Annotated in this window: 12 protein-coding genes; 2 read left to right on the top strand and 10 right to left on the bottom strand. The window is 43.5% G+C overall.

Annotated features, from left to right (window positions below):
• Positions 1-48: 48 nt before the first annotated feature.
• Together AXE82_RS06875 and AXE82_RS06880 are read right to left on the bottom strand one after the other, a co-directional pair.
• On the bottom strand, positions 49-375 hold the full coding sequence (locus AXE82_RS06875; protein ID WP_062332934.1) for a chaperone modulator CbpM: 327 nt from the start codon (positions 373-375) through the stop codon (positions 49-51).
• Positions 376-487: 112 nt separating this feature from the next.
• A complete protein-coding gene (locus tag AXE82_RS06880) occupies positions 488-1,483 on the bottom strand; it encodes a DnaJ C-terminal domain-containing protein (RefSeq protein ID WP_062332937.1) in 996 nt (331 codons plus the stop codon).
• Positions 1,484-1,659: 176 nt separating this feature from the next.
• Between AXE82_RS06880 and hisH the strand changes: the two genes are divergently transcribed.
• On the top strand, positions 1,660-2,295 hold the full coding sequence (gene hisH / locus AXE82_RS06885; protein WP_062332940.1) for an imidazole glycerol phosphate synthase subunit HisH: 636 nt from the start codon (positions 1,660-1,662) through the stop codon (positions 2,293-2,295).
• Between the two features lie 54 nt (positions 2,296-2,349).
• Here the strand turns inward: hisH and AXE82_RS06890 are convergent, their stop codons facing one another.
• Entirely contained in the window at positions 2,350-3,672 is a 1,323-nt protein-coding gene (locus tag AXE82_RS06890; protein WP_062332943.1) for a valine--pyruvate transaminase, read from the bottom strand.
• Positions 3,673-3,776: 104 nt separating this feature from the next.
• Between AXE82_RS06890 and AXE82_RS06895 the strand changes: the two genes are divergently transcribed.
• On the top strand, positions 3,777-5,153 hold the full coding sequence (locus AXE82_RS06895) for an ATP-binding protein (protein ID WP_062332945.1): 1,377 nt from the start codon (positions 3,777-3,779) through the stop codon (positions 5,151-5,153).
• A gap of 122 nt (positions 5,154-5,275) precedes the next feature.
• Here the strand turns inward: AXE82_RS06895 and AXE82_RS06900 are convergent, their stop codons facing one another.
• The 7 genes from AXE82_RS06900 to atpA form a co-directional block, all read right to left on the bottom strand.
• Positions 5,276-5,455 (bottom strand): hypothetical protein, encoded by a 180-nt coding sequence (locus AXE82_RS06900; protein ID WP_062334848.1) that lies wholly within the window; start codon positions 5,453-5,455, stop codon positions 5,276-5,278.
• Positions 5,456-5,582: 127 nt separating this feature from the next.
• Positions 5,583-7,277: an ATP-binding protein gene (locus tag AXE82_RS06905; protein ID WP_062332952.1), complete on the bottom strand. Its 1,695-nt coding sequence runs from the start codon at positions 7,275-7,277 to the stop codon at positions 5,583-5,585.
• Between the two features lie 232 nt (positions 7,278-7,509).
• Positions 7,510-8,217 carry a response regulator gene (locus AXE82_RS06910; RefSeq protein ID WP_007115827.1) on the bottom strand — a complete coding sequence of 236 codons (708 nt, stop codon included), beginning with the start codon at positions 8,215-8,217 and terminating at the stop codon, positions 7,510-7,512.
• A gap of 419 nt (positions 8,218-8,636) precedes the next feature.
• Entirely contained in the window at positions 8,637-9,053 is a 417-nt protein-coding gene (locus AXE82_RS06915; RefSeq protein ID WP_062332955.1) for a F0F1 ATP synthase subunit epsilon, read from the bottom strand.
• 81 nt (positions 9,054-9,134) lie between these two features.
• Complete coding sequence (atpD, locus tag AXE82_RS06920; RefSeq protein ID WP_062332958.1) at positions 9,135-10,535, bottom strand: F0F1 ATP synthase subunit beta; 1,401 nt, start codon at positions 10,533-10,535, stop codon at positions 9,135-9,137.
• A gap of 25 nt (positions 10,536-10,560) precedes the next feature.
• Entirely contained in the window at positions 10,561-11,439 is an 879-nt protein-coding gene (atpG, locus tag AXE82_RS06925; protein ID WP_062332960.1) for a F0F1 ATP synthase subunit gamma, read from the bottom strand.
• A gap of 141 nt (positions 11,440-11,580) precedes the next feature.
• The gene (atpA, locus tag AXE82_RS06930; protein ID WP_062332963.1) at positions 11,581-13,125 is read right to left on the bottom strand and encodes a F0F1 ATP synthase subunit alpha; all 1,545 of its coding nucleotides are present in this window, start codon (positions 13,123-13,125) and stop codon (positions 11,581-11,583) included.
• Positions 13,126-13,140 lie beyond the last annotated feature (15 nt).

Raw genomic sequence — 13,140 nt, forward strand, 5'->3', positions numbered from 1 at the left:
TTTTTAACATTAAACTCACCTAATTGATGTTGGCTAACTTGATGTTTGTTAGCTGTCATCCACATCATGAATCATTCGCGTGAGCATGATTTGCCGCTGTAACTGCCGAAGCGGTCTTAGCTCGTCAAGCAGCGATAGTATCAAGCCAATCGCTTGCGGACTGGCATCAAAATCACGGCGTAGGCGTGAGGCAAGGCGCACTGTGGTCAATTGTGTGCTATTAAAATAGGGCTGGCTATCGATAGCAGGCGTTTCAGCATAAATAATATCTTCATCCATCAGCGCTAATATCCAGCTTTTATCCCAACTACTCGCCATAATCAAATCATCTAAGGTTAACCGTAATGATAAATCCGTATGGGTGGTTTGAGCCATGTTACACTCCTGTTGTGTCTCTATAGTTATGTTTGTTGCCTGTTTGTCATTTTTTTTATTGTACTGCCTATTTTTTTTGCTTAGTTATCAATAAAGCTTAATTATCAATAGATTAGCGCTTTGGGACAAACGAGGGAAATGCCGATTTGAACGCTTCATACGCTTGGATATCTGCGTCTGTATTAATTTTTGGCAACACGATATTTAAACTTAAATACAAATCACCGGGTTCTTTGGCTGGGATACCTTTACCTTTAAGGCGCAGATTGGTACCGGTGCGGCTATTTTTTGGTACATTGACATTGACCTTGCCAGCAGGCGTGTTGACCGTGATTTGACCGCCCATAGCTGCTTCCCAAGGCGCAACGTCTACCGTTTGGAACACGTCTTTGCCTTCTACACGGATGTTGTCTGGGTGATTAAATTTAATTTTTAGGTACAAATCGCCATTATCACCGCCATACGGGCTTGGACTGCCTTGTTTTGCCAAGCGAATTTGTTGTCCTTCGGCAATACCTTTGGGAATTTTGACTTCAATGGTCTTGGTTTGATAATCCAGCCCTGTCGCGGTTCGTACCGGTAAATTTAGGCTAATTTTACGGGTATCGCCTTCATAAGTAGCTTTTAAATCAATTGATAACTCGGCATGCTGATCGTCGCCTTTGCTCGAGCGTTGCGACTGTCTGCCACCAAATCCGTCTGCGAACCCGCCCCCAAATGTCGAGAAAATATCATCAAATCTAAAGCCACCCGCGCCTTGCGACTGACGACCGCCTGCCCCACCGCCAAACTGGCGGAGGATTTCATCCAAATCCGCTTGGCTCATATTGGCATTAAAGCCCTGACCGCCGCCCATGCCGCCCCCCATACCGCCAAAGCCTTGACCCATATAAGGATTGTCGAGCATCAGGTCGTATTGGGCGCGTTTTTCAGCGTCTTTGAGCGTTTCATAGGCGTTATTGATTTCACCCATTTTGGCGTCGGCATCGGGTGAGTCGTTGATATCAGGGTGATATTGTCGTACCAGTTTGCGATAGGCTTTTTTAATATCTGCTTCACTGGCTTTTTTATCGACGCCTAAAATGTCATAATAGTTTTTTTCTGCCATTATTATTGTCCTTACAATTTTGCGAATAATGTTATTCGCGCAGCAATGTGATGATATTAATATAATGGCTATTTTGGCATTTTTCAAAGCTTCTTTGGTAATTAAAGATAGATTAGCGCCAAGTGATATCAGCGCTTAATCGCAGTTTTGGGCTTTTTTTGACAACAGGATAACAGATGACAAAGGTTGCATTGTTAGATTATGGCATGGGTAATTTACATTCGGCGGGTAAAGCCTTGACGGCAGTGGGCGCTGATGTGTCGATCACGCGCGACCCGGCAGTGATTGCGGCGGCGGACAAAATCGTCTTCCCTGGCGTAGGGGCAATGCGCGACTGCATGGCAGAGATGCAGGCAGCAGGAATCGCTGATGCTGTCAAAACGGCTGTATTTAATAAGCCTGTAATGGCGATTTGTGTAGGGATGCAGGCGTTGTTTGAGCGCTCAGAAGAAAATGACGGGGTAGACTGTCTAGGGGTACTGGGCGGTGACGTCAAACGCTTTGATGATCATTGGCTAGATGACAAAAACGAACGCATTAAAGTGCCGCATATGGGTTGGAATACTACTACCCATATGGATTTGGCGCATCCGCTATGGCAAGGGATTGAAGATAATACCCATTTTTATTTTGTGCACAGTTTTTATTGTGTGCCGTCTGATACCTCGATTGTGGCGGCAACCTGTGATTATGGTGTCGAGTTTTGTGCCAGCGTGATTAAAGATAATTTGTTTGCGACCCAGTTCCATCCCGAAAAAAGCCATACCGCAGGGTTGCAGCTATTGAAGAATTTTGTGGAGTGGAAGATTTAGTTGTTAACAAAAACAGTAAAAGGGCGCGATGTGCGCCTTTTTTATTGCTTGTTTTTATTGCTTGGCATAAACCGCTCTCACCACTTCCCCAATCGTGGCAATCCCTTTTTTCAGCGTCTCATCATCTTGGGCGATGCTTAGGCGAATGCACTCATGGGCGTGTTTAAAGTTGTCAGTATCCACGCCAACAAAGAAATGCTCGCTAGGGATAATCAATGTGCCTTTAGCTTTTAATCGCGCATACAATTCCACCGTGGTTATCGGCAAATCTTTAAACCACACCCACAAGAAAATCGCACCTTCAGGCTTGTGGATTTTCATCACATTGTTATAGGGGCTTGGTAAGTCGCCCAGTTCTTGTTTTAGCAGCTGCACCGCTAATTTGGCTTGTCCTTGATAAAACGGACGAATATGATTGTCTGACAAATCTTTTAGCCGGTCATCTTGTAGCAGTGGCGTAGCAATCGCCGCACCAAAACGGGTCGGCGCTAGATTGACAATGGCGTTTAGGCTACTAATCGCTTTGACCACCTGCGGATTGGCGACCACAATCCCTGTACGCACCCCAGGCAAACCGATTTTTGATAAGCTAAAGCACAAAATAATTTGCTCATTCCAATTGAGCGTGGCTTGGCTATAGATGATATTGGGGAACGGCATCCCATACGCATTGTCAATAATCAGGGGGATATCAAAGCGCTTGGCAATCGCTTCAAGGCGCGCCATTTCGTCATCAGTCAGCACGTTGCCTGTTGGGTTGGTCGGGCGTGAGCAGCAAATTGCCCCGATTTCGCCGTTGTGCAATTCAGCCAAATTCTCTAGGGTGTCAAAATCGACTCGGTATTTAAAAAAGCCGTCTTCACCTTGATGTTGCACAAATTCAATGCTGGGTAGCACTGCGATAAAATGCTGCCCATCCACATGAGCATCGGCATAACCCACGTACTCTGGGGCAAGGGGTAATAGAATTTTTTTATCTATGCTGCCTTGTTTAGTATCGTCAAACTGCCCACCAAACAAGTTAAATAAATAAAAAAATGCGTTTTGTGAGCCATTGGTCAGGGCGATATTGTCTGTGGTAAGTCCCCAATCATAATGGCGATTAAAAAAATCTACCAATGCTGCAATAAACTTGGCATCGCCCTGCGGCGTTGAGTAGTTTCCGATATTTTCGATGGCCATTGAACCCATATCACCTTCGGCTAGGCTTTTAAACACCGACCAATAGGTTTGGTTAACTTTATCAATGCGTGCTGGATTGCCACCGCCGAGCATATTAATCGGTTGCTCGCTGTTAAGCGCGTTGCCCAAATCATCCATTAACTGCAAAATACCGCTGTTTTTGGTAAACTTTTCACCAAATTTTGAAAACTGCATGATTGCCCCTTTAATTTTGTCAAGCTATCTGCGTATTATAACAGCATGCCAGTGCCGTTGCCCGTTTTGACTCAGCTATACAGCCACCATCAGGATACCCCAGCATGAAACCGCATTTACCCAAACTCAAAGGCTATAGCCACACTTGGCAAACCACCTTGATGGTGATGTTGATGGTGCTGGTGAGCGTGGCGTTGTCGCTGTGGTTTTTTTGGCGCAGTCTGTATTTACCCGAGCTACAAAACCATGCGACGTATCTTGCCCATCAGCTGTTAATGATTGATAAAGCGGATAAAGATTTTAAAAACAATCCCGAGCTTAAAAACTGGATTATTAATGCCTCGCATATTAACGTGATTACTGACCCACAACAGATACCTTCTTTTCAAGAAAAAACCTTGGTGGATTATTTCACTAAGCGGATGGCAACACAGATGGAAACCGTGATGCAGCGTCCTGTATCGGTCAATTTTAAATTCAAACCCGTACCGATTTTGTATATTCAAGACAGTGCGCATCCGGATGTTTGGCTGCAAGAGCCTGTCAAGTTTTATGCCAAATATAGCCCAACGTCGATTTATTTTTTCTTATTGGGGATTCCGCTTGCCACGTTGCTGACTATTTTGTTTTTGGTCAGACAATTAAATCGCCCGCTCAAACGCCTACAAAAAGTGGCAATTGACTACATCACCCTTGGGCACGCCAACAATTTGGCGACCAATGAAGGCTCAACAGAGATTCGTCAGGTGAATTTGGCATTTAACCGACTGTTTCATAACCTGATCCAAACCCAAAAAGAACGCAATATTATGCTCGCTGGTATTTCCCATGATTTGCGCACGCCACTGACGCGGATGCGACTCACAGCTGAGATGTTACCCGATGAGTTTTTGCGGGAAGGGCTAGTGTATGACATTGAGGACATGGACGCGATTTTGGAGCAGTTTATTTCATTTATGAAAGATGGCTCAGATGAAGCAGTACGATTGACCAACCTGCGCCCTATCATTAACGAGATTGTGGTGCAGTTTGCCCCCACCCCATTTATTATCGATATCCAAGACGATCTGCCCAGTGTGCCATTGCGACCCTTATCCATCAAGCGTCTGATCGTTAATTTGGTCAATAATGCTTGTCGCTATGGTCAGCCGCCCATTCATATTGAAATCAGCATTGATGATGAGCTACAGCCTACTGAGCAAGTGGTCACCGATGAAAATCTAACACCAGAGATAACCTCTAGACAAAAATACTTAACCATCAAAGTTAGCGATGAAGGGCAAGGCGTTGCCGAAGATCAGCTTGAGCGGATTATGCAGCCGTTTGAGCGGGGCGAAACGGCACGTACCACGCAAGGAAGTGGACTTGGGCTTGCGATTGTAAGCCGCATTACTCACCTACACAATGGTAGCGTCATCGCTCGTAATCAGCCCAATGGCGGCGGTCTAGTAGTAGTGGTGAACATTCCGATTATAGAATGAATGATTATAGAGTAAAGATGACATACCGATTGGTTGCTTAATAGGTTAGGCTAACCATGATTCCTTAGTAACTTTGGTTTTGATAGCTTTGGTTTTGATAGCTTTGGTTTTGGTAGCCATTTTTACTTTTTAGTACCAATCATGGGGGGTAATTCACTTGACACATTGGTGGCTGTGACAGGGTGAACCAATGCTGCGCGCGCCTGTGAGACGGACTGGCTTTCATTAGGTTTGCGCAAAAAACTATAATAACCGAAAACCGCCATGTTGAGTACCACCAAGGCTAAAAATAGGTAACGCATGCCATCCTCGCTTGTGATGATTTCGCTCATCGGTTAATTGATGGGCGCAAGTTTCGCTAAACCATTGCATAACTCACTAAAATTTAGCCCAGTCTGAACAAATTTGCAAGCGTTACGGGTAACGAGCTTATGACCCTTGCGCTTGCGTGTATTTTTTCTCGCTACTTTTTTGGGTAATTTCATCGGCCTCAATACTTGAAGCTAGCTGGCTTTTCGGCCACTTCATAATAAATCGCGCCCCACCCAAGGTCGGGCTTTCATCCACTGACATACGACCATTAAACCAAAACGCAATTCGAGACACGATTGATAAGCCCAGACCATAGCCGCCCGAGGCACGGGTACGACTATCATCCAAACGCGCAAACGGGATAAAGACTTTTTCACGGTCTTTTTCTGCAATACCCTGGCCATCATCTTCCACACTGATAAAGGCTTCATTTTTTTCTAGGCCTGCTGAGATGATAATGGTGCTTTCAGCATAACGGGTGGCATTACCTGCCAAGTTTTGCAAAACACGGTGTAAATAGCGTCTATCGGCTTGTGCAAATACACCTTTTTGCACGTTGCCCACTTTGACAGTGACAGGTTTACCAAGCGCATTGGTCTCACGGGCAATCTGCGAAACGAGTTCTTGCAAATCGACATCTTCCCAGTCCATTTTAGGTGAGCCTTCTTCAAGCTTGGCATAGGTCAAAATTTCATCAATCAAGCCATTGAGCGATTCGATATCTTGGTCGATATAATCACGCTGACTCATCCGATCCTCATAATCATCCGTATCAGCCAGCATATCCACGGCAAAGCGGATACGTGCTACTGGGGTGCGCAGCTCATGGGATACGGCACGGGTCAACTCGCGCTGGGATTCAATCAAACGGCGGATGTGCTCAGTCATACTATTAAAGGTTGCAGCTAGATGGGCAATTTCATCTTCGCCCACGACTTTTACTTTGGTATTGAGCTTACCTTCGCGCACTTTGGTGATACCGCTTTGAATCAGCTGCAATTTACGCTCTAATGGGAAAATCAGCGCATACACCCCTAGGCTAATCAAGAACATACTAATGAGCGTGATACTAATAATCAGATTAAGCGGAAACCAGTTAAATAGCGGAATGGGTCCCAAATCCACTACGATATCTTGAAGTTCAGTCGGTGCTAATACCCGAATCGATGAATTCTCTACACTGGTATTGTCACGGAACATAATCACAATATCTTTGCGATACAGGCGCGCTTTTTGGTCGGTATCAAGCTGCAGTTTATTAATGGATTGTAAGGTGAGCTTAAAAGGGAAAAATTTTTGAATTTGTTGCAAGCGTTGCTGTTTTTCTGCCAAAGTACGATAGTGAGACAAATCATCGAGCAGCAACACGCCTACCCCTTTGATTTGTTGCTCACTAAGTTTATTAAAACTTGCATGCAAGACGTTATCTTCACCCGAGATTTTATAATAAATATCAGCCGTATTGGTATCGCTATTAAAACGTACTACCGCTTGTTGTTTATTGAGTCGATTGATTTCGCTGGTTCTAAAGTCCGCTTTTGAGATCGGTTCGATATTAAACTTGGTGTCAAATAAAGTACTGACATCAGAGAGCCAAAAATTACGCTCTTTGGCAGTGACTTGCCGCGATAAGCCTGAATCAATGAGATAAAATGCTGCTGATGCCATATCCTCACGATAACTCTGTACCCGCTCTGCATTGATAGTGGTGATAAGCAGTTGGGCAAAAAATGCAACCAACAAACAGATAAATAACAGACCTGCATAAATTCGCAGAAAAATAGACTGGTTTAAGGAGGATAATAGCGGCATAAAAATCTAGGGTAAAGGGCTATAGATAATAGCCGTATTATTACCTAGCAAAATTAATATTACAATGTAAAATTCATGAAAAACGTTGAGGCGACTGTCTAGTAACGTAGGAAATTGTTGTCCAAAACCTTTCAATCGCTAGGTAGCAAAGAGCAAAGTTACCAGTGATAGCGATAAAAAAAGCCAGCTTGATGCTGACTTTTTTATCGATACTGTGTTTATCAATACTATGTTAGTTTTCTTTGACAAACAGATAACCTTTACTGCGAACCGTTTTGATACGTTTTGGGTTTTCTGGATCATCACCAATTTTTGGACGGATACGAGAAATACGTACATCAATCGAGCGGTCTTGACCATCATACTCGATACCACGCAGACGTTCAAAAATATCTTCACGCGATAAGATACGACCTGCATTTGATGCCAACAGCCACAATAAATCATATTCTGCACTGGTAAAGTCAACAAGCTCATCATTCAAAGTAACCGAACGACCGCCGTTATCAATAACCAAATCGCCAAATTCAAGACGCTGTGGCACTTCATCAGTTGGCGCGGTATCAGAGCGGCGCAATAGCGCACGGATACGCGCTAATAACACACGCGGTTGAACCGGTTTTGCCACATAGTCATCCGCACCCATTTCTAGACCTAATACTTGGTCCATATCTTCAGTACGCGCGGTTAGCATTAAGATAGGGTTATGAAAATGGGGTCGCACTTCACGGCAGACCGTCAAACCATCACTACCTGGCAGCATCACATCAAGCACCACCATATCAGGCTGCTCAGCCACAATACGACGAATCGCACGGTTGCCGTCAGTTTCAATTGCCACATCTAGACCATTTTTACGCAAATAATCTTGGGTCAAAGTGGCAAGACGCTCATCATCCTCTACAATCAATACGCGGGGTATCAACTCTTCTTCTGACATAATTTCCTCCAAAAAAATTTATACATACTCTTAATACTTATATCAGAATATATCTTTATTTATCCACCAGCAATAAGTAATAAAAGTTTACGCATTACCTGTACTACTACAATATAATTGAATTAATTTAGCGAAAAAATAGCCAATTTAATATTGTTAAAACGTAACTAAACATAAAAAAGTATAAATACCACATATAACAAGATGCAAAACCATACGATATAAGGTTGTCTGTTTGGTAACTGATAAATATTTTTTTGCCAGTTGTGAGTTAAAAGGTACCAGTTGTGAGTTAAAAAGTAATTATCAAATTCTCAAGTAACCATTTTCTCAATTAACCATTTTTAAATACGAATTTTTAAGGACCCATAAAAAAACAGTGGTCATAGCCACTGTCTTTAAACACGTCCACATCAAAATTAGGCACGGTTTTTGAATTTCTGTAAGGTTTGCAATTGTGCCAAAGATTCTGCCAATGCTGCCAAAGCCGCAGAGGTGTCGATATCGGCATTTTGATTTTGCAAGGTTTGTTCTGCATGACGACGTGCTTCCAAAATTTTGGCTTCATCTAAGTCATTCGCACGTACTGCCGTATCTGCCAATACCGTCACTAAATGCGGTTGTACTTCTAAAACGCCACCTGATACATACACCATTTCATCATTGCCATTGCTAGTTTTGATCTGCATGGTACCTGGTTTTAATAGCGTAATAAAAGGAATATGTCCTGGCAAAATACCGACTTCACCTTCTACACCAGTAGCAATTAACATACTAATCTCACCAGAGTAGATAGTTTCTTTCGCACTGACGACATTACATTGTAAAGTTGCCACAGTTCTCTCCTATGGTATTGCAAAATTAGGTTGATAAAACCCTGTTAATACAGTTTAAATTAACAGGGTTTGATTGAGAAATTAGCCGCGTAGTTTTTCTGCTGCAGCAACCACTTCTTCAATACCACCTTTCATGTAGAATGCTTGTTCTGGCAAGTCATCATACTCACCATTTAAGATTGCTTTAAAACTTTGAATAGTTTCACGGATTGGTACGTATTTACCTGGTGAGCCGGTGAATACCTCTGCAACGTGGAAAGGTTGTGACAAGAAACGTTGGATTTTACGTGCACGGTAAACCACTAATTTATCATCTTCTGATAATTCGTCCATACCCAAAATCGCAATAATGTCTTTCAACTCTTTAAAGCGTTGTAATACTTCTTGAACGCCACGAGCAACAGCATAGTGCTCTTCACCAATGACCAGTGGGTCTAACTGACGCGACGTTGAGTCGAGTGGGTCAACCGCTGGGTAAATACCTTGTGAGGCAATATCACGGCTCAATACCACTGTTGCGTCTAAGTGAGCAAAGGTTGTCGCGGGTGATGGGTCAGTCAAGTCATCGGCAGGAACGTATACTGCTTGTACCGAGGTAATAGAGCCTGATTGGGTTGAAGTAATACGTTCTTGTAGTACACCCATCTCTTCTGCAAGCGTTGGCTGATACCCTACTGCAGATGGCATACGACCTAATAATGCTGATACTTCGGTACCCGCTAGCGTGTAACGATAAATATTGTCAACGAACAATAATACGTCACGACCTTTACCGTTTTCATCTTTTTCGTCACGGAAGTATTCTGCCATGGTTAAACCTGTCAGGGCAACACGTAAACGGTTTCCTGGTGGCTCATTCATCTGACCATACACCATCGCAACTTTATCAAGTACGTTTGAGTCTTTCATCTCGTGGTAGAAGTCATTACCTTCACGAGTACGCTCACCTACACCAGCAAATACCGATAAACCTGAGTGTGCTTTTGCGATGTTATTGATAAGTTCCATCATGTTAACGGTTTTACCAACACCCGCGCCACCGAACAGACCGACTTTACCACCTTTAGCAAATGGGCATAGTAAGTCAATTACTTTAATACCGGTTTCTAAAAGTTCAGTAGAGTTTGATTGTTCATCATAGCTTGGCGCTTCACGGTGAATCGCCCAAGTGTTACTATGCTCTACCGGACCTGCCTCATCGATTGGGTGTCCTAAAACGTCCATGATACGACCTAGTGTACCTTTACCCACAGGTACAGAGATTGGTGCGCCAGTGTTGCTAACTGGTAGACCACGTTTTAGACCTTCAGTAGAACCCATGGCAATAGTACGTACGATACCATCACCCAATTGTTGTTGTACTTCTAATGTAGTTTCTGTGCCTTCAACTTTTAAGGCATCATAAATTCTTGGTACGCTTTGACGGTCAAATTCAACGTCAATAACCGCGCCAATAATCTGTACAATACGACCGCTACTCATTACGCTCTCCTTGAATGTAGGTCAATTATGAAACAGCAGCAGCACCGCCAACGATTTCCGAAATTTCTCGGGTAATCGCCGCTTGACGCAGCTTGTTGTAAACCAATTGTAATTCGTTAATTAAGTTACCTGCGTTATCCGTTGCTGCTTTCATAGCAACCATACGTGCAGACTGTTCAGAAGCAATATTTTCTACCACACCTTGATAGACGATTGATTCAACATAACGTCCCATCAAACCATCAAGCAGCTCTTTGGTAGTTGGCTCATAGATGTAGTCCCAGCTGTATTCACGATTTTCCATGGTTTCATCAACCAAAGACTCAGCCGCAATCGGTAATAAGCGTTGCACACTAGGATTTTGGGTCATGGCATTAACAAATTCATTATATACCAGGTAAATTTCATCAATTTCGCCACGATTATACGCATCAAGCATCACTTGAACTGGCACACTAAGTTGCTCAAAGCTTGGGTTGTCACCATAGTGAGTTTCCGCAGCGATCACCGTACCACCGAATGTTTTAAAGAAGCTCACGCCTTTTTGACCAATCACCGCAAAACGCGTTTCAACCGATTGGCTTTTTTGTTGTTTAACGTGCTGCATCAATTTTTTGAATAAGTTGATATTCAAACCACCTGCAAGACCACGGTCAGAACTGACTACAATATAGCCAACACGATTAACCGCACGAGATACTAGGTAAGGATGTTTGTAGTCTGGTGAAGCTTTAACTAGATGAGAAACCACTCGACGCATGCTATCGGCATAAGGACGACCTAGTTGCATACGTTCTTGGGCACGTCGCATCTTACTCGCTGCAACCATTTGCATGGCGCGAGTAATTTTCTGGGTACTTTTAATACTAGCAACTTTTGCTCGAATTTCTTTTAAACTTGCCATAAATAATCCATACAGCCATGTTTAGTTTCAGTCCACGCCCATTGATATAACATGGACGAAATTTGGAAAAATGAACAAAGTAATCATAACCCCTTTGTTCATTTGTTCTATGACAATGCAGTTCTAAAATTTCACTAAATCTTAGAATGAATGATTTTGCTTATAGTTTTCAATCGCTGATTTGAACTGGTTTGCGATATCATCATTATAGTCGGCAGTGTTATCAATGTCTGCCATAAAATCACCATGTTGGTCACGTAGGTAACGTAACAAACCTGCTTCAAATGCACCCACTTTGTTGACGGGAACATCAGCTAGATAGCCTTCGTTAGAGGCATAAATTACCGCAGCTTGTTCAGCGATGCTCATTGGTGCGTATTGATTTTGCTTCATCAATTCAGTCACACGTTGACCATGGTCAAGCTGTTTACGGGTCGCGTCATCTAAGTCAGAAGCAAACTGTGCAAACGCTGCCAATTCACGATACTGTGCCAATGCGGTACGGATACCACCTGACAATTTTTTGATGATTTTAGTTTGCGCGGCACCACCCACACGAGAAACTGAAATACCCGCATTCACCGCTGGACGGATACCTGAGTTGAATAAACTTGACTCTAGGAAGATCTGACCATCAGTGATTGAAATCACGTTGGTTGGTACGAATGCTGATACGTCACCCGCTTGGGTTTCGATAATTGGCAAGGCAGTTAACGAACCTGTTTTACCTGTTACAGCACCGTTGGTGAATTTTTCTACATACTCAGCATTCACGCGTGAAGCGCGCTCTAATAGGCGTGAGTGAAGATAGAATACGTCACCTGGGTAAGCTTCACGTCCTGGTGGACGACGTAATAGCAATGAAATTTGACGATAGGCTACGGCTTGTTTTGATAAGTCATCATAAATGATAAGCGCATCTTCACCGCGGTCACGGAAGTATTCACCCATAGTACAACCAGAGTATGGCGCGATGTACTGTAGCGCTGCTGGTTCAGAAGCCGATGCAACCACAACCGTTGTATAAGCTAGTGCGCCTGTTTCTTCTAGTTTACGTACCACGTTTGCGATGGTTGAGCGTTTTTGACCAACGGCTACATATACACATTTAATGCCCGAGTGTTTTTGCGCAATGATCGCATCGATTGCCATGGCTGTTTTACCAGTTTGGCGGTCACCAATGATAAGCTCACGTTGACCACGTCCGATTGGAATCATGGTATCAACAGCTTTATAACCTGTCATTACTGGCTCATCAACTGATTGACGGTCGATAACGCCTGGGGCGATTTTTTCAACTTTATCCGTTAACTTGGCGTTAATTGGGCCTTTACCATCGATAGGATTACCCAGTGCATCTACCACACGACCTAAAAGCTCGGGTCCAACTGGTACTTCTAAAATACGACCAGTACAGTAAGCTTTTTGTCCTTCTTGGAGATTCAAGTATTCACCTAGAACAACCGCGCCGACTGAGTCTTGTTCAAGGTTTAGCGCCATACCATATACGCCACCTTCAAACTCAATCATTTCGCCGTACATGGCATCTTCAAGACCATGAATCTGTACGATACCGTCAGATACCATGACAATAGTGCCTTCGTTCTTTGCTGTGGCACCCGCAGTCAGGTCTTGAATTCGCTGCTTAATCAGATTACTGATTTCCGCTGGATTCAATTGTTGCATTGCACTGTTCCTTAA

It is taken from the genome of Moraxella osloensis (assembly GCF_001553955.1).
In the GTDB taxonomy this organism is placed as follows: Bacteria; Pseudomonadota; Gammaproteobacteria; order Pseudomonadales; family Moraxellaceae; genus Faucicola; species Faucicola osloensis.

Coding starts and splice junctions, on each gene's coding strand:
- AXE82_RS06880 (WP_062332937.1), bottom strand. CDS start 1,483: ATGGCAGAAAAAAACTATTATGACATTTTAGGCGTCGATAAAAAAGCC.
- AXE82_RS06905 (WP_062332952.1), bottom strand. CDS start 7,277: ATGCCGCTATTATCCTCCTTAAACCAGTCTATTTTTCTGCGAATTTAT.
- AXE82_RS06910 (WP_007115827.1), bottom strand. CDS start 8,217: ATGTCAGAAGAAGAGTTGATACCCCGCGTATTGATTGTAGAGGATGAT.
- atpA (WP_062332963.1), bottom strand. CDS start 13,125: ATGCAACAATTGAATCCAGCGGAAATCAGTAATCTGATTAAGCAGCGA.
- AXE82_RS06890 (WP_062332943.1), bottom strand. CDS start 3,672: ATGCAGTTTTCAAAATTTGGTGAAAAGTTTACCAAAAACAGCGGTATT.
- atpD (WP_062332958.1), bottom strand. CDS start 10,535: ATGAGTAGCGGTCGTATTGTACAGATTATTGGCGCGGTTATTGACGTT.
- AXE82_RS06900 (WP_062334848.1), bottom strand. CDS start 5,455: ATGCGTTACCTATTTTTAGCCTTGGTGGTACTCAACATGGCGGTTTTC.
- AXE82_RS06875 (WP_062332934.1), bottom strand. CDS start 375: ATGGCTCAAACCACCCATACGGATTTATCATTACGGTTAACCTTAGAT.
- AXE82_RS06895 (WP_062332945.1), top strand. CDS start 3,777: ATGAAACCGCATTTACCCAAACTCAAAGGCTATAGCCACACTTGGCAA.
- atpG (WP_062332960.1), bottom strand. CDS start 11,439: ATGGCAAGTTTAAAAGAAATTCGAGCAAAAGTTGCTAGTATTAAAAGT.
- hisH (WP_062332940.1), top strand. CDS start 1,660: ATGACAAAGGTTGCATTGTTAGATTATGGCATGGGTAATTTACATTCG.